19 protein-coding genes and 2 pseudogenes are annotated in these 18,700 nt (G+C 67.1%); 14 read left to right on the top strand and 7 right to left on the bottom strand.

Features of this window, described 5'->3' with window-relative positions:
- From H7J86_RS03050 to H7J86_RS03040, 3 genes and pseudogenes are all read left to right on the top strand, one after another.
- A partial coding sequence (locus H7J86_RS03050) for an MMPL family transporter (RefSeq protein ID WP_267289275.1) occupies window positions 1–975 on the top strand: 975 nt, incomplete at its 5' end.
- A pseudogene (locus H7J86_RS03045) lies at window positions 972–1,255 on the top strand (DUF732 domain-containing protein). The gene H7J86_RS03050 and the pseudogene H7J86_RS03045, both read left to right, overlap by 4 nt.
- A gap of 14 nt (window positions 1,256–1,269) precedes the next feature.
- Window positions 1,270–1,651, top strand: a pseudogene (locus H7J86_RS03040) (DUF5078 domain-containing protein).
- 62 nt (window positions 1,652–1,713) lie between these two features.
- On the opposite strand, the gene H7J86_RS03035 reads toward H7J86_RS03040, so the two are convergent.
- A complete protein-coding gene (locus tag H7J86_RS03035) occupies window positions 1,714–2,925 on the bottom strand; it encodes a multidrug effflux MFS transporter (RefSeq protein ID WP_267289307.1) in 1,212 nt (403 codons plus the stop codon).
- Between the two features lie 112 nt (window positions 2,926–3,037).
- Between H7J86_RS03035 and H7J86_RS03030 the strand changes: the two genes are divergently transcribed.
- On the top strand, window positions 3,038–3,547 hold the full coding sequence (locus H7J86_RS03030; protein ID WP_267289273.1) for a MarR family winged helix-turn-helix transcriptional regulator: 510 nt from the start codon (window positions 3,038–3,040) through the stop codon (window positions 3,545–3,547).
- Window positions 3,548–3,829: 282 nt separating this feature from the next.
- Window positions 3,830–4,405, top strand: a complete 576-nt coding sequence (locus H7J86_RS03025) for a glycoside hydrolase (RefSeq protein ID WP_090360627.1) — start codon at window positions 3,830–3,832, stop codon at window positions 4,403–4,405.
- A gap of 10 nt (window positions 4,406–4,415) precedes the next feature.
- On the opposite strand, the gene H7J86_RS03020 is transcribed toward H7J86_RS03025, so the two are convergent.
- Window positions 4,416–5,654, bottom strand: a complete 1,239-nt coding sequence (locus tag H7J86_RS03020) for a CynX/NimT family MFS transporter (protein WP_372517213.1) — start codon at window positions 5,652–5,654, stop codon at window positions 4,416–4,418.
- A gap of 48 nt (window positions 5,655–5,702) precedes the next feature.
- On the opposite strand from H7J86_RS03020, the gene H7J86_RS03015 reads away from it, so the two are divergent.
- Window positions 5,703–6,380, top strand: coding sequence for a FadR/GntR family transcriptional regulator (locus H7J86_RS03015; RefSeq protein WP_090360629.1), 678 nt, complete (start codon window positions 5,703–5,705; stop codon window positions 6,378–6,380).
- 3 nt (window positions 6,381–6,383) lie between these two features.
- On the opposite strand, the gene H7J86_RS03010 is transcribed toward H7J86_RS03015, so the two are convergent.
- Window positions 6,384–6,644 (bottom strand): hypothetical protein, encoded by a 261-nt coding sequence (locus H7J86_RS03010; protein ID WP_090360632.1) that lies wholly within the window; start codon window positions 6,642–6,644, stop codon window positions 6,384–6,386.
- A 528-nt stretch (window positions 6,645–7,172) separates the two neighbouring features.
- Here H7J86_RS03010 and yaaA point away from each other — a divergent pair.
- The 4 genes from yaaA (at window position 7,173) to H7J86_RS02990 (ending at window position 11,728) form a co-directional block, all read left to right on the top strand.
- On the top strand, window positions 7,173–7,919 hold the full coding sequence (gene yaaA, locus H7J86_RS03005) for a peroxide stress protein YaaA (RefSeq protein ID WP_267289271.1): 747 nt from the start codon (window positions 7,173–7,175) through the stop codon (window positions 7,917–7,919).
- A gap of 94 nt (window positions 7,920–8,013) precedes the next feature.
- Complete coding sequence (locus H7J86_RS03000) at window positions 8,014–8,979, top strand: esterase family protein (RefSeq protein WP_267289269.1); 966 nt, start codon at window positions 8,014–8,016, stop codon at window positions 8,977–8,979.
- A 44-nt stretch (window positions 8,980–9,023) separates the two neighbouring features.
- Complete coding sequence (locus tag H7J86_RS02995) at window positions 9,024–10,397, top strand: WS/DGAT/MGAT family O-acyltransferase (RefSeq protein WP_090360637.1); 1,374 nt, start codon at window positions 9,024–9,026, stop codon at window positions 10,395–10,397.
- A 134-nt stretch (window positions 10,398–10,531) separates the two neighbouring features.
- Complete coding sequence (locus tag H7J86_RS02990) at window positions 10,532–11,728, top strand: hypothetical protein (RefSeq protein WP_267289267.1); 1,197 nt, start codon at window positions 10,532–10,534, stop codon at window positions 11,726–11,728.
- A gap of 3 nt (window positions 11,729–11,731) precedes the next feature.
- On the opposite strand, the gene H7J86_RS02985 is transcribed toward H7J86_RS02990, so the two are convergent.
- Window positions 11,732–12,388 carry a GNAT family N-acetyltransferase gene (locus H7J86_RS02985; RefSeq protein WP_090360642.1) on the bottom strand — a complete coding sequence of 219 codons (657 nt, stop codon included), beginning with the start codon at window positions 12,386–12,388 and terminating at the stop codon, window positions 11,732–11,734.
- A gap of 20 nt (window positions 12,389–12,408) precedes the next feature.
- Entirely contained in the window at window positions 12,409–13,671 is a 1,263-nt protein-coding gene (locus tag H7J86_RS02980) for an amidohydrolase family protein (protein WP_090360643.1), read from the bottom strand.
- Window positions 13,672–13,695: 24 nt separating this feature from the next.
- Between H7J86_RS02980 and H7J86_RS02975 the strand changes: the two genes are divergently transcribed.
- Entirely contained in the window at window positions 13,696–14,556 is an 861-nt protein-coding gene (locus H7J86_RS02975) for an AraC family transcriptional regulator (protein ID WP_090360646.1), read from the top strand.
- A 54-nt stretch (window positions 14,557–14,610) separates the two neighbouring features.
- Window positions 14,611–14,997, top strand: a complete 387-nt coding sequence (locus H7J86_RS02970) for a hypothetical protein (protein WP_090360648.1) — start codon at window positions 14,611–14,613, stop codon at window positions 14,995–14,997.
- A 4-nt stretch (window positions 14,998–15,001) separates the two neighbouring features.
- Here the strand turns inward: H7J86_RS02970 and H7J86_RS02965 are convergent, their stop codons facing one another.
- A complete protein-coding gene (locus H7J86_RS02965; protein WP_090360651.1) occupies window positions 15,002–15,394 on the bottom strand; it encodes a nuclear transport factor 2 family protein in 393 nt (130 codons plus the stop codon).
- A gap of 177 nt (window positions 15,395–15,571) precedes the next feature.
- Here H7J86_RS02965 and H7J86_RS02960 point away from each other — a divergent pair, with 177 nt between their 5' ends.
- Window positions 15,572–17,035: an amidase gene (locus tag H7J86_RS02960; RefSeq protein WP_187095634.1), complete on the top strand. Its 1,464-nt coding sequence runs from the start codon at window positions 15,572–15,574 to the stop codon at window positions 17,033–17,035.
- A gap of 144 nt (window positions 17,036–17,179) precedes the next feature.
- On the opposite strand, the gene H7J86_RS02955 is transcribed toward H7J86_RS02960, so the two are convergent.
- The gene (locus H7J86_RS02955) at window positions 17,180–17,515 is read right to left on the bottom strand and encodes a hypothetical protein (RefSeq protein WP_090360656.1); all 336 of its coding nucleotides are present in this window, start codon (window positions 17,513–17,515) and stop codon (window positions 17,180–17,182) included.
- Between the two features lie 258 nt (window positions 17,516–17,773).
- On the opposite strand from H7J86_RS02955, the gene H7J86_RS02950 reads away from it, so the two are divergent.
- Window positions 17,774–18,688 (top strand): alpha/beta fold hydrolase, encoded by a 915-nt coding sequence (locus tag H7J86_RS02950; RefSeq protein ID WP_090360659.1) that lies wholly within the window; start codon window positions 17,774–17,776, stop codon window positions 18,686–18,688.
- Window positions 18,689–18,700: the final 12 nt, after the last annotated feature.

The raw sequence follows: 18,700 nt of genomic DNA, 5'->3' as shown, positions 1-18,700 counted from the left end.
ATCGCGACGATGAAGAATATGAAGACCTACATGCTGACCATGTATCAGACCCAGAAGGGCATACAGGATCAGATGTCGGCGATGCAGGACAACTCGTCGGCGATGGGCGAAGCGTTCGACGCCTCACGCAACGACGATTCGTTCTACCTGCCGCCGGAAACCTTCGACAACCCCGAATTCAAGAGGGGCATGAAGAGTTTCATCTCCCCCGACGGCAAGTCGGTGCGCTTCATCATCAGCCACGACGGGGATCCGATGAGCCCCGAAGGCATCTCGCATATCGAGGCCATCAAGAAGGCCGCCAAGGAGGCGATCAAGGGCACCCCGCTGGAGGGTTCCAGGATCTACCTGGCCGGAACCGCCGCCACCTTCAAAGATATGGCCGACGCGTCCAAATACGACCTCATGATCGCGGGCATCGCCTCCCTGTGCCTGATTTTCATCATCATGCTGATCATCACCCGCGCCGTGGTCGCCGCCGCCGTCATCGTCGGCACCGTGTTGCTTTCGCTCGGTACATCATTCGGCCTGTCGGTGCTGATCTGGCAGCACATCATCGGCCAGCCGCTGCACTGGCTGGTGCTGGCCATGTCGGTGATCATCCTGTTGGCGGTGGGATCCGACTACAACCTGTTGTTGGTGTCCCGGTTCAAGGAGGAGATCCACGCCGGGCTGAACACCGGCATCATCCGGTCGATGGGCGGCACCGGATCGGTGGTCACCTCGGCCGGTCTGGTGTTCGCCTTCACCATGATCTCCATGTCGGTCAGCGACCTGATCGTGATCGGACAAGTCGGAACGACCATCGGTCTGGGTCTGTTGTTCGACACGTTGATCATCCGGTCGTTCATGACGCCGTCGATCGCGGCGCTGCTGGGCAAGTGGTTCTGGTGGCCGCAGCGGGTGCGTCAGCGTCCGTTGCCGGCACCGTGGCCGGCGCCCGCCCACAAGGAGTCTGAGGAGGTTTCGTCGTGAAGTCTGTCGTCACAGCCGTGATCGTCGGTGCAGCACTGGGATTGGCGGCCCCGGCGGCCGCGGACCCGGCATATGACCGCGATCCCGACACCAACTTCGCCCACGAGTTGCACACCTACGGCATCTACGGGCAGAAGGACTACAACGCCTGGATCGGCAAACTGGTCTGCACCGCCACAACACCACCGAGCAGAACTGGCAGTTCCTGGGCTCGGCACTGAACTACTACTGCCCCGACCAACGCGTCATCCTCGACCAGGTCGCGGCCGCCCAGCACTAGGAAGGAACACCACCATGCACACCACACTTCGCCTGGCCGCCGCCACCGCCGCCCTCGTCGGCGCCCTCGCCACCGGCATCGCCACCTCCGGCATCGCCTCAGCTGATGCCACCGACGACTACCCCATCCCCAACCGCATCCTGCGCACCCCGTGCACCGCCGAACAGATCATGGCCGCCGCCCGCGACGTCGAACCCGTCTACTACGAGCGCTACATGATCGACTACAACAACAAACCCGCCGCCGACCAACAAGGCACCCAAGACCGCATCCACGTCCTGGCGCTGGCCCAACTGGGCCAAACTGTTCTTCAACAACAAAGGCGTCGCCGCCCACACCACCGACATCTGCCAGAACTACCCGCCCAACGACATGTCCGTCTGGGACTGGCACTAGCCACGACCCGAAAGCCCGTGAATTCCCAAGGAATTCACGGGCTTTCGCGTGTTCCGAGGCACTCAGCGCACCGCCGTCGCCACCTCGGGCTCAGGCGTGTCGGCCGGTTCCGGCCGATGCCCGCGGGTGAAGACCATCAGTGCGATCGCGGCCAGCACGGCCGCACCGAACATGGCGATGCCCATGGGTACCGCACTGTGCTCACCGGCCAGGCCGACCAGAGGGGACGCCCCGGCGCCGAGGGCGTACTGCAGAAATCCCAGCACAGCCGAACCGGTCCCCGCCGCATAGCGGACCTCGGCGGTGGCCAGCGCCATGGCGTTGGCCACGATGAAACCCATACTGGCCATGAAACAGGCCATGAGTGCGATCGTCGGCACCGGCGCCACGCCGCCGGCGGTGACGGTGATCAACAGCAGTCCGGTGACGACGACCATTGCCGCCACGCCGGCCGCGAGGAGCGTGCGGGGCTCGACACGCGTCACCAACCTGGCCGACAGCGCGCTCATCACGGCCATCACCACCGCGCAGCCCCCAAAGGTCAGCGAGTACACCCGAGGGGACAGCCCGACGATGTTCTGCAGTACGAACGGAGAAGCAGATATATAGGAGAACAGCGCGGTGAATACGAAGGCCAGTGCCAGCGTGTAGCCGAGGTATCGACGGTTGGACAGCACGGTTCGGGCGCTCGACCGCAGCGCCGCCAGTCCGCCGGGCCGCCGCCGGTCACGAGGGAGCGATTCCGGGGTGAAGAAGACGACCCCGAGCAACATCAACGCGTTCAAGACAGCCAGCGCGGCGAACACCGCGCGCCAACCCAGGTCGGCGACGATGAATCCGCCGAGAACCGGCGCGATGACCGGTGCCAGCGCGCCGATGACCATCAGTACGCCGAACAGCCGGGCAGCCGCCGCCCCGGTGGCTCGGTCCGCCACGATGGCGCGGGAGATCACCACCCCGGCGGCGCCGCCGAAGCCCTGCGCAAACCGCAACGCGATGAGGACCGGCGCCGTCGGGCTGACGATGCAGAGCAGACTGGCGACAAGGCAGACCAGGCTGCCGACCAGCAGCGGTATGCGCCTGCCGTAGCGGTCGGACAACGGGCCGATCACCAGCTGACCGACCGCCAGGCCGATCAGCAGCGCGGTCAGCGTGAGCTGGATCATCGACGCCGACGTACCGAATTCGGCCGCCATCTCCGGAAACGCCGACAGATACATGTCGATGGACAACGGCGTGACGGCGGACAGCAGTGCCAGGACAGCGATCAACATCGCCGGGGTGGAACCACGAGTCGATGTGGTCAAGGAGGCACCTCAATCCCAAGTTGAATATTTATCGATATATATTGGAACATATGTATTGGAGAATATGTAATCTGACGTGATGGAGACCACTCCGATGACCGGCACCCGCACCCGAGAACTCGCCCTCGCGCTGCACGAGCTGTCCTGGCGGTTGACGCGCTTTGGCCCGCACCGCGCCGGCCTCGATCCCCTGCCGGCATCCGAGCTCGCGGTGCTGCGTGCCGTCGTGGACGAACCCGGCCTGAGCATCTCCGATGTCGCGAGCATCGTGGCCATGCAGTCGAGCAATGTCAGCGCCGCCGTCCGGGCCCTGATCAACCGCGGATTGGTCTCGAAATCGCCACACGAAGATGACCGGCGCGTATCGGTATTGCACCCAACGCCCAAGGCCCGCACCGATAAACGCGCGATCGACGACGCGCTCTCCGACGGCATCGCAGAAGTCCTGGCGGAATTGCCGACCGAAGCCGTCACGGCGCTACTGTCCGCCGCACCCGCCATGCACGCCCTGGCGGCCGCACTGGCCAAGTCCGGCGGATCCGCCAGAACTCCGATTGCCAGAATCGACAACCACGACGCAGATCTGTGAATCTCATTGTCCGGAAAGCGATTTGGAAGTGATCACGGACAACGCTCCAGGCCAACATGATTCACGGCATCGGCCCATTCCTCGCACCGCAGAGCAGGCAGTAGCCGTGGCCGACAACATCTTTGCGAAAACTCCATGCCACCTCCGCTAACAAGGTGAATTACGGCTCCCGCCAACACCGTTCACCAGCCGTTTTGTGAGTTTTCCGATAGGCTTGTTGAATTGTGAAGGGAGTCACAGAATTTTGCTCCCTTACAAAATGCTCTGTTACTGTCCGTCCGCATGTTTGCTCTTGCGTCGCTACTGGCGCTCGTCAACCAGGTTTCAGGAACGCCGTACATTCCGGGTGGGGACAGCCCAGCAGGAACGGATTGCTCGGGTCTGGCATCCTGGGTCAGCAACGCCGCGACCAACCGCCCGGTCTTCGGGGACCGCTTCCACACCGGGAACGAAGAACGTGCACTGCTGGCGCGCGGCTTCAAGTACGGCACCGCGCCCGGCACCCTGGTCATCGGCTGGAACGGCGGTCACACCGCGGTGACGCTGCCCGACGGCACGCCGGTCTCCTCCGGTGAAGGCGGCGGTGGAGTGCGGATCGGTGGCGGCGGCGCCTACCAGCCGCAGTTCACCCACCACATGTACCTGCCCATGCCCGCCGATGCGGCGCCGACCGACCCGAACGCTCCGGTCGACGCGCCGCCGATCCCGGTCGAATTCCTGCCGCCCGCTCCGGCGGACATCCCGGCGGTGCCCGTCGACTTCGCCCCGCCGGCGCCGCAGGATGCCGCGCCACCGGCGCCGGCCGATATGCCGCCTGCACCGGTGAACCCGCCGGCTCCGGACACCATCCCGGTCTAACCGGCGCGGGCTACACGTACCGGTTCCGGCCCGCCAGCGCGCCCGTCACCATCTGAACGGCATAAACCACCAGCACCACGGCCCAGGACACCGTCCAGCCGCCCGTCAGATCGTGCAGCAGGCCGAACAGGAACGGTCCGACCCCGGCCAGCAGATAGCCGATCCCCTGCACCATGCCGGACAGCGCGGCGGTGTCGGCGGCATCGCGGGAGCGCAGTGCGATGACCGTGAGGGCCAGCGAGAACACGCTCATCCCGAGGCCGAGCAGCACGCTCCACAACAACGGCGCCACGTCCGGCGCCACGGCCAGTCCGGTGACGCCGACGAAGCCCAGCGCGCCCAGACCGACGATCCAGCCGCTCTGGCTGGGTCTGCGGGCCGCAGCGGGTGCGATCACGATGCTCACCGGGACTGCCAGCACCGAGATCAGCCCGAGCAGTAACCCGGCGGTCGTCTTGCTCATCCCACTGTCGATGAACACCGCCGGCAGCCAGCCCATGACCACATAGGCCAGGAAGGCCTGGCAGCCGAAGAACAGCGTGATGATCCACGCCAGCGGACTGCGCAGCATCGATCGGCGCGGCGGCGGGTCCTCGTGGCCGGCCACCCGCGGCGCCACCGCGGCCGGGACCCCGCGTCGTCCGGTGGCGGCGAGCCACAGTGCCAACGCGAGCGCCGCCAGCGCCGCCCAGGCGCCAAGGGCGGTACGCCAGCCCGAGACCGCATCGAGCGCCGGCGTGACGGCCGAACCGAGGGCGCCGCCGCCCTGCAGCGCCGCGGTGTAGATACCCGTCATCGCACCGATCCGCGCTGCGAAGGACCGTTTGATGACGACGGGGATGAGCACATTGATCAACGCGATACCCGCGGTCGCGACGAGCGTGCCGCCGATGACCACCGCCGGCCCGTCGAGGACCCGTGCCAGCAGACCCACGCTGAGAACCACCAGCGCCACCGTGATCGCGCGGTCGACGCCGATCCTGGCGGCCAATCGCGGCGCTGCCAGGCCCGCGGCGGCGAAGCACAAACCGGGCAGGGTGGTGAGTAATCCGGCCCACGTCCCGGAAGCGCCCAGTGAATCACGCATATCGCCCAACAACGGACCCACACTGGTGATCGCGGGGCGAAGATTGAGGGCAGTGAGTACGACAGCCACCGTCAACAGCAGCCCACCGGCTGCCGGTTTCCTCTCCAGGACACCGGCCGCCGGCGGCCGGTCGATCGTGTTGCGGTGGCGAGAGTCGATCACCGGAATTAGCATGCCATACATCCCATGATTGGATGAAAGGGGCTTTGAGTGCCACTAGCCACCACACGTCGAACCGGATTGGTCGACCAGGTCATCGACCAACTGCGCGCGTCGGTGACCGCCGGCGAATACCCCATCGGCACCAAGATCCCCACCGAACCGGCGCTCTCCGAAACACTCGGGGTGGGACGTAACACCGTGCGGGAAGCCGTCCGGGCGTTGGCGCACGGCGGCATCCTGGAGGTCCGGCAAGGCGACGGCACCTATGTGCGGGCCACCAGCGAGGTATCGGGGGCACTACGCCGACTGTGCGGATCCGAGCTGCGGGAAGTACTGCAGGTCCGGCGATGCCTGGAAGTCGAGGGCGCCCGGCTGGCGGCGTCCGCCCGGACCGCGGACGATCTCGCCGAGCTCTGGCAGTTGTTGCACCGCCGCGATGAACTACAGCGGGAGAACGCCATCGAAGACTTCGTTCGCGCCGACGCCGATCTGCACTTCGCCGTGGTGCGCAGCGCCCACAACACCGTGCTGACCGAGCTCTATCGTGGCCTCACCGAGGTGGTACTCGCCAGCGTCGCCACCACTACCCACGAGACCGCAGCCGCCGCGCACATCAGGCACCGGGGGCTGGTCGAGGCGATCGACGCAGGGGACGTCGACCGCGCGGCGCAGGAAGCAGGCGGTTTCCTCGACGAATTGCTCGGCGAGTTACCCGACCAGGCCTGACCTCTACTCGGGACGCAGCGCGTCGCTGTTGACGAAGGTCAGTGACCCGCTGTCGAGCTGGACCGCCCAGCGGCGGGCCGGGTCGGCAATCACGTTATCGCCGACGGAAACCGCATAACCAGCTGCATCACCGAAGTCGTCGACGATGATCCCGCGCGCCTCATCGTCGGTATCCGGGTGGACCACCACCCGCACATTGACGCCGAGACCTCCTTCACGACCATCGTCCTCGGTATCGGCATCCACGAGTTCCTGAGCGGTCACCGGAGTTCCCCTGTCGTTCCTGGGGCTGACCAGAGCCAGCCGCGTTCTATAGCCTTTTCCGGAATCGAAGATTGCGGCACTTGTAATGCTAAACGATCAGGTATGTGAAGCGGCTAACGATCGAGATACCCGTGCGCTGGTCGACAGACAACGCACCGCACCGATTTTCGTGCGATTCCACCCGCCGCCCGGTTCGGTGCCGGGAGCCGTGCGGCGGCGTCCAGGAAATCGCAGGTCCGGCCAGTTTCATAGGGCGCGGCGGAAAATCGGCCGAACGGTCGATTGCACACCGATGTGTGTATTCTCAGCAAACCGCGCGGCGGTCGATTCGGAAATCGGTCACACGCCGCGCACATTCGGAAAATCATCCCGCAGCAACGCATGCTCAACCATTCCCGCGCTCACTGACACACCTGCGAGCCCGTCACAATTCGACGCACAAATGCGCCCGCGCCGGACCGTGGCGCTCCCGAGACGCCCACCCGGTGCCCCACCGGCACCGAAGTCGACTCGGCTACCCTCTCTGCGGTGATCGTGCTGTTACCTCCGTCGGAGACCAAACGTGCGGGGGGCGACGGCCCATCGCTGACCATCGACGCACTCAGCTCCCCCGCGCTACATTCACTGCGCGCCGCGCTGGTCGGCGAACTCGTCGCGCTGTCCGCCGATCGCGAGACCTGCCGCCGCGCGCTGGGCATCACGGCGGCGCAGGACGGCGAGATCGACCGCAATGCAGCACTTTTGACATCAGGGACTGTTCCGGCGATTCATCGCTACACCGGAGTCCTTTACGACGCACTGGATGTCGACTCCCTGCGTGGCGCCACCGCGGCCCGCGCCCGGGCGCGCCTGGCGGTCGGTTCGGCACTGTTCGGGCTGCTGCGGGCCGACGACCCGATACCCGCATATCGCCTCTCGGCGGGGTCCAAACTGCCCGGGCAACCGACGCTGGCCGCCCGCTGGCGACCTGTGCTCGAACCCGTACTGGCCGATATCGCCGCAGCCGAATTGGTGGTCGATCTGCGATCCGGATCGTACGCGGCGCTGGGCCGGCTGCCCGGTGCGGTCACGGTTGATGTGTTGTCGGAGAACAGTTCTGGCAAGCGGACCGTGGTGAGCCATTTCAACAAGGCCCACAAGGGCAGGCTGGCCCGGGCCCTGGTGTCCAGCCGGTCCGAACCCGACGATGCCGGCAAGGTCGCAGCGCTCGCCCGCCGGGCCGGGATGCGGGTCGAACGCAGCGGCAACGAGCTGACCATCGTGGTCGCGGCCTGAGCCGTCGGCCCGTCGATAAACCGTGACATCACAACGTGATCACGGCCCGCGTCGATGCGGTGCGGGCACCCGCCCGGCTGCTAGCTTGCGGTACATGCCCCTGCTCCGCCGCATCCTGGGACTGGTGACCACCGCCGTCCTATTGGCCGGATCGGTGTCCGTCGGCGCACCGAACGCTGCGGCGTTCTCCAGTGCCGGCGGGCCGATCGAACTGCTGCAGGTGCCCTCACCCTCGATGGGCCGCAACATCCCCGTGGGGTTCCAGGGCGGCGGACCGCATGCGGTGTACCTGCTGGACGGCCTGCGGGCCCAGGACGACTTCAGCGGCTGGGATATCAACACCCCGGTCTTCGACTGGTTCTACCGCTCCGGGCTGTCACTGGTGGTACCGGTCGGCGGGCAATCGAGCTTCTACACCGACTGGTATGCACCGGCGAAGGGCAATGCGGGCACGACCACCTACAAGTGGGAGACGTTCCTGACCCAAGAACTGCCCGCGTGGCTGGCGGCCAACCGCGGGATCAGTCCGACCGGCAATGCGGTGGTGGGATTGTCGATGTCGGGCGGGTCGGCCCTGACCCTGGCGATCTGGCATCCCACCCAGTTCATCTTCGCCGGCTCGTTGTCCGGTTTCGTCAATCCCTCACTGGGACTGTGGCCCACGCTGATCGGTGTGGCGATGCGAGATGCCGGCGGGTACCGGGCCACCGACATGTGGGGACAGAGCACCGACCCGGCGTGGCGGCGCAACGACCCGATGGTGAACGTCGCCACGCTGGCCGCCAACGGCACCGCGGTCTGGGTGTATTGCGGTAACGGCGCCCCGTCCGAACTGGACTCCGGATCCGACTTCGGCGGTCTGTACAGCGCCCAGTTCCTGGAGAACATCACGCTGAACACCAACAAGGAGTTCCAGAAGCGTTACGTCGCCGCCGGCGGCCGCAACGGGGTGTTCAACTTCCCCCCCGACGGGACACACAGCTGGGGCTACTGGGGGTCGCAGCTGCAGGCGATGAAGCCCGATCTGCAACGTGTGTTGGGTGCCACTCCGACTGCCTGAGCAAAGCGCGTCGGGCTCGCGGCCGGATCGGTAGCGTCATCCGCATGAAGTTGATCTCGCCAACCGATGCGATGTTCCTGCTCGGTGAGTCCCGCGAGCATCCGATGCATGTGGCCGGGCTGCAGCTGTACCGGCCACCCGAGGGGGCGGGCCCCGAGTTCGTCACCGACATCTACGAGTCGATCGCCAAATGCGACGAATTCCAGCCCGCCTTCCGTAAGCACCCCGCCAGCATGTTCGGCGGAATCAGCAATCTGACTTGGGCTTTCGACAACGACGTCGACATCGACTATCACCTGCGCAGGTCGGCGCTGCCCCGCCCGGGTCGAGTGCGTGAGCTGCTGGAGCTGACCTCACGACTGCACGGCACGCTGCTGGACCGGCACCGTCCGCTGTGGGAGGCGTATCTCGTCGAGGGTCTGCACGACGGACGATTCGGCGTCTACACCAAGATCCACCACTCCTTGTTGGACGGGGTTTCCGCGCAGCGGCTGATGATCCGCACCCTCTCCGCCGATCCCGACGACAGGCAAGTGCGGGTGCCCTGGGCACTGCCGCCGCGCACGCGCCCGGCCACGCCGGCGCGCCGCGGGTCGTCATTGCTGGGAGCCGCCACGGGTGCGGTCGGCGCGATGGCCGGACTGGCGCCCTCGGCGCTCACGCTGGCCCGTGCCGCTCTGGTGGAGCAGCAGCTGACGTTGCCGTTCCGTGCGCCCAAGACCATCTTCAACGTGCCGATCGGCGGCGCACGCCGGTGCGCGGCCCAGTCCTGGCCGTTGGCCAGGATCAAGGCCGTCAAGGACGCCGTCAGCGGCGCCACCGTCAACGACGCCGTGCTCGCGATGGCTGCCGGGGCGTTGCGCGCCTATCTGTTGGAGCAGCAGGCGCTGCCCGAAACTCCCTTGGTGGCAATGGTTCCGGTGAGTCTGCGCGGTGAGCACGAGCAGGACGCCGGGGGGAACATGGTCGGCACCATCCTGTGCAATCTGGCGACCGATATCGCCGATCCGCTCGAGCGACTGGAGAAGATCAGCGCATCCATGCGCGACAACAAGCAGGTGTTCGCCGAGCTGCCGCGGCTGGAGGCGCTGGCCCTGTCCGGCTTCCTGATGTCGGGTATCGCGCTGGGCCTGCTCCCCGGCTTCGTGTCCTCGGCGCCGCCCCCGTTCAATATCGTCATCTCGAATGTGCCCGGTGCCAGGCAGCCGATGTACTGGCAGGGAGCGCGCCTGGACGGCAACTATCCGCTGTCCATCGCGCTGGACGGCCAGGCACTGAACATCACGCTCACCAACAATGCCGACAACCTGGATTTCGGCTTGGTGGGGTGCCGGCGCAGCGTGCCGCATCTGCAGCGGCTGCTGACCCATCTGGAGGATTCGCTGGCCCTCATGGAACACGCTGCCGGTCAACGTTGACCCCGTAAATACCTGCCGTGTCACAGAATTGACTCTGCTTGACAACGGATCGACATCCACCGAATCGGCGCCTTGTGCGAATTCCGATTCGCGATAGGTTCTCTTTGTCGCCGCCGCAAGGAGAATCGGATTCCATGTCGCACGTCTCGAATCGCTCTGCGCTCACGGCGGTGGCGGCAGTCGGGCTCTACTGTTCGATGCTGATCATCAACCCCGCGGCGATCGCCGATGCGGAGTCCGCGGCGAGCCCCGGGGTGCCGTGCCTGGACATGGTGCAGCAGCTGGCGGCCTCCCCCGAGATCGTTCCGGAGGCGCTCATGGCGCCGCCGCCGGACGTCGTCGTGCCGCCGCCGCTTCCGGCTGCCCCGGCGCCGGCGGAGCCGCTGGTCGAGGCCTCGGCGGTGGTACCCGAAAGCGCCGCACCCGTCGTGGCTGCCGCACCCGATGCGGTGCCGGCGGTGCCCGTCGTCGCTATCCCGGCTCCCGAGGCGATGGCTCCTGAGGCACTAGTTCCTGAGGCGATAGCCCCCGCGGCCGTCCCCGCCGTCCTTCCGGCTGCGGACGTCGTTGCCGTCGATGCGGCACCCGCGGCAGCTGCCGCGGCGGCCCCCGCCGCTCTAGCCGCTCCTGTCGCGGCGCCGGCCGTGCCGCTCGCGGTCCCACCGGTACCGCTGGGCGTCCCGATTCCCCTTGGCGCTGCACCGATTCCGGCAACGGCACCCTTGATCGAAGCCGCCGCACCGGTACCCGATGCGGCGCCGGTGGCCGCGCCCGCGGTAGTCGACGCCACACCGGCGGCCAATGTGATCGCGGTGGCTCCCGCGCCCCCCGTCGTCGATGCCGCTCCTCCGCCCCCGCCCGTGGCAGCCGCACCGATGGTGGCGCCCCCGCCTGTCGAAGAGGTTCCCCCGGCGCCCGCGGCGGTGGCAGCGCCGCCTCCGCCCACCGATATCGCCGCGATCCCGGCACCACCTGCCGACGCGGCACCGTTGGGCGCCGCCGCGTCACCGGTCGATGCGGCGGCGATCGCCGTCCCGCCGGCCGTGGCCGCGCCGCCGGTAGCCGCCGCGTTACCGATTGATGCGATGGGAAGCGTGCTTCCGATGCTGGCTTCGGCGCCGGCGGTGGTCGCGGCCACCCCGCCACCCCCGCTGGCACTGCCGGCGGTGCCCGGCTTACCGGATTTCCCGACCGAACTGACGCTGCCACACGATCTGGTCTGCGCGGGCACGGCCTGGTCGGCGAATGCCGATGGCGCCCATCACGATACCGATCCGAGTATCAGCTCAGACCGTGCACGCTGGGACGACGGGCGCCATGAGGACGGCTGAGCGTCAGGCGCTCGGGGCGCGGACGACGACGGGCGCCGCCGGAAAGTAGATCGCCATCTCGGAGCGCGACTTGCGAAGGGCCGCAGTGCCGTAACCCTTCTTGCGATGCTCAGGGTGAATCCAGATCCGCACCTCGACCTCGTGGCCGTTGAGTTCACCGAACACCAACCCGACCTTCTGGTCCCCCTCCAGCGCGACAAACCACGCGGCTTCCTCGGCTTCGACCCTGGCCAGCGCCGAAGCGATCTCGTCGTCGAGTGCACCGGCAGGCGCACCGGAACCGTCGCCGGCGGCACCCTGGTCCTGGATGCGCACCTCGAAGATGTCACGGTCCTCGGCACCCGAAAACGCGCGCAGCGCCAGGGTTTCGGCCGAGGACGCGGGGCGCTCGTTGAGGGTGAACGTCAGCTGGCTGTTCAGATCGTCGAGTTCCTCGGCGATGATCCGGCGCGATTCCTTGGTGAGCCGGTCGAAGGACAGCCCGATGACCGCCTCGCCGCCGGCGTGGCTGGTGCCCAGCAGGGTTGCGATGGCGTCGACGGCAGCGTCGCGGTCTTCGGCGTCCACGATGATGTCGAGCACCTCGTGCCGGCGATCGAGCGCCTTCACCAGGGCATCGGCGATGTCACGACGGGCTGCGGCACGATCCAGATCGGTCATGCCACCAGCCTAGTCCAGCCTCACGTCGTGGCGAACTGCTTCGCGTCGTAGAGGCGCGCCCATTCCGCACGTGGCCGGATGGAGACGTCCACATCGGTGGCTTTCGCGCGCAGCGCCCCCGACGTGGCTTGATCTTTCGGGGTCAGCTTGAACGGATCCCAGCCGAAGAAGCGGCAGGAGTTCTCCCAGGTGATCTTGTTGATATCGGAGTCGGACGCGCCGGCCGCGTTCAGCTCGGCGAGCACCTGCTCGGGGGCGTCGGGCCAGAAGCAGTCCGAGTGCGGGTAGTCGCATTCCCAGGCGATGTTGTCGATACCGATCTCGTGCCGCAGTTTCAGCGAGGTCTTGTCGGTGACGTAGCAGGCCAGCGAGTGCTCGCGGAAGACATCGCTGGGCATCTTGTCGCCGAAGTCCCGGCGCAGCCATTTCTGGTTGGTGTAGTGCCGGTCGCTGCGGTCCAGATAGAACGGGATCCAGCCGATGCCCCCTTCGGAGAAGGCGAACTTCAGGTCCGGGTAGTTGCGCATCGCCGGGCCCCACAGCAGGTCCTGGGCGCACATGGCCGATACCTGGGTCGCGAGGATGATCAGATTGTCGATCGGGGCATCCTTGGCCATCGAGATCGCGCCGAAGCCGGTGCCGATGTGCAGGCACATCACCACGTTCTCCTCCGAGAGCGTGCGGAAGACCGGGCCCCAGTAGTCCTCGTCGAAATAGCTGGGCAGCCCTTCCAGGTGGGGCAGTTCCGGCATCGTCACCGCGCGGCAACCCTTGGCCGCCACCCGCCGGATCTCCTTGGTCATCGCCTCGGGATTCCAGGTGGGCAGGATGGAGATCGGGATGAACCGGTCCGGATACGATCCGGCCCACTCGTCGATGTGCCAGTCGTTGTAGGCCGACACCATCACCAGTGTCGCTTCTTCCCTGTGCATGTTGAGATGCCGGGCCGAGAAGCCGGTGAACGTCGGGAAACACATCGAGGCCAGGATGCCGTTGCGATTCATATCGCGGACCCGCTCGTGGACGTCGTAGACCCCGGGACGCATCTCGGCGAAGCCGGCGGGATCGCGACCCCATTCCTCGGGCGGCCAGGACACCACGGCGTTGAGTCCGCTGACACCCTGCGGCCGGCCCTGGTACATCCACTGGTCGACGCCCTTGTCATCGGTCACCACGATCGGCGCCTCCGGCTTGTACTTGGCCGGCACATGGTTGAGGAACATGTCGGGCGGTTCCACGACGTGGTCGTCGATGCTCACCAGGATGAGGTCGTCGGTCTTCATACCTAACTAGTACCCTCGGAACTCGTGACCGTCTCTGCGCTATCGGACAGACGTTTACCTGTTTCGGCCAATATCGACGCCCCGCGCCGGCCGGTGATCGAACTGCGCCGCGGCGGCCAGGCGCTGGCCGGGAGCTACCTGTACGAGGGCGACGGCCTGATCACCGGATGGCACTCCCATGAGGTCCACCAGATCGAATACGCCGTGGCCGGCGTGGTCGAGGTGGAGACGGACTGCGCGCACTATCTGCTGCCACCCCAGCAGGCCGCATGGATACCGGCCGGCCTGGAACATCAGGCGGTGATGAATCCGGACGTCAAAACCGTTGCGGTGATGTTCGATCCGTCGATGATTGCCGAGCCCGGTGATCGCGCCCGGATCATCGCGGTGTCGCCGTTGATCCGGGAGATGATGATCTACGCCCTTCGCTGGCCGATCGAGCGGCGCCCCGGCTCCGCCCAGGACGAGCGTGTCTCGGACGGCTTTTTCGCCACGCTGGCCCACATCGTCACCGACGCACTCGATCACGAGGCGCCGCTGAGCCTGCCGACCTCGGACCATCCGATCGTGGCGGCCGCGCTGGCGTACACGAAGGAGCACCTGGATTCGGTGACCGTCACGGATGTCAGCCGGGCGGTCGCGGTGTCGGAGCGCACCCTGCGCCGGCTGTTCTCCGACACCTTGGGACTGTCCTGGCGAACCTACCTGCTGCACGCCCGGATGCTGCGGGCCATGGCGCTGCTTGCCGGGCCGGGCCAGTCGGTCCAGGCGACTTCTTCCGCGGTCGGGTTCGACAACCTGAGCTCGTTCACCCGCTGCTTCACCCAGTTCTGTGGCGAAACGCCGTCGGCCTACCGGCGGCGCGTTGCGGGCAGTCCCGGCTGAGGTCCAGCGGCCGCGTTTTTCATGTTTCGGTCAGGTAAACGCTATAGTCAGGCCATGCGAGACAGAGCGGTCTCCGCCGAAACCGAGACCTTGTACGCGCGCCACATCGCGCGTGACATCACCCGCGAGGCCCTGCGTCTGCACGTGCTGGCCGTCGCACACAGTGTCCACACCGTGCACCCGCAATTCATCGCCGATATCGCCCTTGAGCGCATCGTGCCGGACGCGACCGTGCCCGCCTTCGAGCTGTGGGTGAACGGGCTGTGGGAACGCATCGACGGCGGCTACGCGATCATGGACTCCGAGTTCATCGACCACATGACCCAGCGCGCGGCCGGGCATCACCTCAGGTCGGTGCAATGGCGGCTGCGCCAGCGGGCCGTCGCGGCATGCCGGCGGTCCTGGCGGGCACTCAACAGCGAGAGCGTCATCCCGCTCTGACTGTTCACTGCGGCGGTGCGCCCGCACTGTCCGGATCGACCTGCACGGCATATGACGTGATGGCGGCGATCCGATTGTCGGCGAACTCGAAGATGTCGCAGCCTGCCACCGCCGTCACCCCATTGGGCCCGCTGTAGCGGGAGAACATGTCCACCGCGACGACGTCACCCTGGGCCGCCACCACACATCGGTCCACACTCGTGACGGTGTCGGCCAGGCCCTCCCGGGTTTCGCGGCACGTCCGGATGACGGCGTCGGAACCTTCGAGCACCATGAATCCCACGATCGTCCAGCGCACGTCTCTGGCCAGATGGCCGAGCGCCTCCTCGAAACGATGTGTGGAGAACGCCAGCGCGACAGCGCCTGGGTCGATCGGCTGATCGCTTGGCTCGGCCATGAGCTCCTCCTTGAACGTGATCGATCGATTAGACCAATGACCGCGAACCTTATCCGGTGGGTGCACAGCCGAGTGGTGAACCGCGGTGCTGCCGCAAATCCGTTGCGCCGGACTACCCGTCAGTCCGCCGCAGGCTCGGGTTGCCACCCACACCCCGGCACCGCAGGATGGACGGCCATGGATGCACGCACCGCGAGTGAACTGGCCGGGGTCGACGCGATCGGGCAGGCGGCGCTCGTGGCGGCCGGCGAGCTCTCGGCGACCGAACTGCTGGACGCGGCGATCCTGCGCCTGGAGTCGGCCCGGCAACTCAACGCCGTGATCACCGATCTGTTCGAGCGCGGCCGCGACCAGGCCGCTGCGCTGGATGCCGGTGGGACCCTGCGTGACGGCAGCGCGGGTCCGCTAACCGGAGTTCCGTTTCTGCTCAAGGATCTTGGAGCGTCGCTGGCCGGCGCCCCGGAAGCCATGGGGTCGCGCGCGCTGCGCACCCATGTCGCCGCGGAATCGGCGTGGATAGTCGAGCGCTACCTCGCGGCGGGACTGGTGGTGTTCGGCAAGACCAACACCCCGGAATGGGGTAACCACTGCACCACCGAGCCGTCTCTGTTCGGCCGCACCGTCAACCCGTGGTCACCGGATATCACTCCGGGTGGATCGAGCGGCGGATCAGCGGCGGCGGTGGCCGCCGGTGTGGTCCCGGCGGCCTCCGGTGGCGACGGCACCGGTTCCATCAGGGTGCCCGCCGCATGTTGTGGACTGGTCGGGCTCAAACCGCGGCGTGGCCGGACGTCCTTCGCCCCCGGTGCCGGGCACGGACTGGAGGGTCTGGTCAACGAGCACGCGCTGACCCGGACCGTGCGCGACAGCGCCGCACTGCTGGATGTGGTGGCCGGCGGCGCGCCCGGCGACCCGTACGGCGCTCCGGCTCCGGCGCAGCCGTATCTGACGGCGATCGGCCACGCACCCGATCCGGTGCGCATCCTGCTCGCGACGGAGTCACCGTTCCCCGGACCACGGACCGATCCCGAGGTCGTCGCGGCGGTGCAGGCCACCGGGGCACTGCTGACGGACCTCGGACACCACCTCGAATCCGGTGCGCCCACAATCGATCCGGATGCGGTCGCCGACGCCATCGCGGTGCTGCACACCGTGAGCAACGCAGAGTTGCACGCGCTGGCCACGGCGCATCTCGGCCGAGAACCGCGCGAGGACGAATTCGAGCCCAGCACCTGGGTGATGGTGCGCGAGGGTTTCCGGACCACCGGCGTCGAGTACGCAGCGGCGATCTCGGCCGTGCACGCCCAGACCCGCCGATTCGTGGCGGGCCTGGGCGCCCACGATGTGCTGTTGGTGCCGACACTGCTCACCGGTCCACCGCCCTACGGTCTGCTGGACCAGCCGCGGGGCACCACCCGCGCGTTCTTCGACGTCGAGTTCGCCACCACTGGATGGACCACACTGGCGAATGTGACGGGCTGGGCGGCGATCTCGTTGCCCCTGGGCACGACATCGACCGGTCTGCCGATCGGTGTGCAGTTGATGGCCCCCGACGAGACGGTGCTGCTGCAACTGGCTGCCCAACTCGAAGCGGCCGCCCCGTGGGCCGGCCGGTATCCGCCGGCCTGGTTCGGTCAGTGACCGGGCAGGTGCCCACCCTCTGATTGCTGGCCACCCTGCTGGAACTGACCGTTCTGCTGGGGACGTTCCTGGTGCGTCTGGGGAACCTGCACCGATGTGGTGACCGTCTCGGTCACCGTGGCCGGGGCCTCGATCCGCTGCGGCTCACAGTGGGATCCACAGACCAAGGAACCAGAAGCCCCACCCGTGGTGGTTGTCGTCCCACACCGGGTTCACGCGCTGGCCGTTGTAGTTGAACGGCTGGTGGTCCTGCCGGCCCTGGTCGATGCCACGACCGTTCCAGTCCGGCCCCGGGCCTTGATCCGGTCCCCCGCCGGGGCCGCGATTCGGTTCCTGGCCAGGATGCTGCTCGCAGGCCCCCGGCTGGGGTCCGCACGGACCAGGTCCGGGATCCGCGGCAGCGGTGCCGAGGCCGAGCAGCCCGCTGAGACCGACGCCGACCGTCAGTGCCGAAGCGGCGGCAATGTGCTTGAGATTCATCGTCAACTCCTGTTCGACGGGCACACCGTGGAAGCCGACCGCGAAACGAGTCTCAAAGCCCCAGCTTGTTTTTTGCTGTGCCGCCCGTGTGCCCCACATATAAAACGTTTGTGCAGCCGAACCGATCACGGTGTGACGTCGGATCGGAGTGTCTGGTTGACGTCTGACACCCGCACAGCTGGGGCGCGTAAGCGCGGCTCGCCAGGCGTGATGTGAACGATGATTGGGTTCCGCGGTGGCACATGACACACTCAGCTCATGGTTCCAGCTATTGCACGCCCGAAACTCGAGGGCAACATCGCGGTCGGTGCAGCCCGCCAGATCGGGTTTGCCGAGTTCGGCGACCCGCAGGGCCGGGCCGTCTTCTGGTTGCACGGCACTCCCGGGGCCCGCAGGCAGATTCCTGCCGAGGCCCGTGCGTTCGCCGAACTGGAGCGCATCCGGCTGATCGGCGTGGACCGCCCCGGAATCGGCTCGTCCACGCCCCACCAGTACCCGAACGTGCTGACCTTCGCCGAGGACCTGCGCGTCATCGCCGACACGCTGGGCATCGACAATTTCGCGGTCATCGGCCTGTCCGGCGGCGGGCCGTACACCCTGGCGACCGCGGCAGCCATGCCCGAACGCGTGATTGCGGCGGGCGTGCTGGGTGGGGTCGCGCCGTATGTGGGTCCGGACGCCATCAGCAGCGGACTGATGAATCTGGGATCGACGGTCGCCCCGGTGCTGGAGGTGGCCGGGCTGCCCATCCGTCTGGTGGCCGGCACGTTGATCAAACTGCTCAGTCCGGTCGCCTCCCCGGCGCTGGAGATCTACGCCAGGATCTCACCGGAGGGCGATCGCCGCCTGCTCGGCCGGCCGGAGTTCAAGGCCATGTTCCTCGACGACCTGCTCAACGGCACCCGCAAGCAGCTCGCCGCCCCGTTCGCCGATGTCATCGTGTTCGTGCGGGACTGGGGTTTCCGCCTCGACGAAGTCAAGGTGCCGGTGCATTGGTGGCACGGCGACAGGGACCACATCGTCCCGTTCGAGCACGGCGCGCACGTGGTGACCCGGCTGCCGGAAGCAGAGATGACGGTGCTGCCCGGCGAGAGTCACCTGGGCGGGCTGGGCCGGGCCGAGGAGATACTGCGTACGATGCTGGAGATCTGGGATCGCGACGGCCGCGCCTGACCTGAAAGGAAC

It is taken from the genome of Mycobacterium hackensackense (genome assembly GCF_025822555.1).
Classification (GTDB): Bacteria; Actinomycetota; Actinomycetes; order Mycobacteriales; family Mycobacteriaceae; genus Mycobacterium; species Mycobacterium fluoranthenivorans.
Note: the sequence above shows the minus strand (reverse complement) of the source record. Positions and strands in the feature narration are given on the sequence as shown.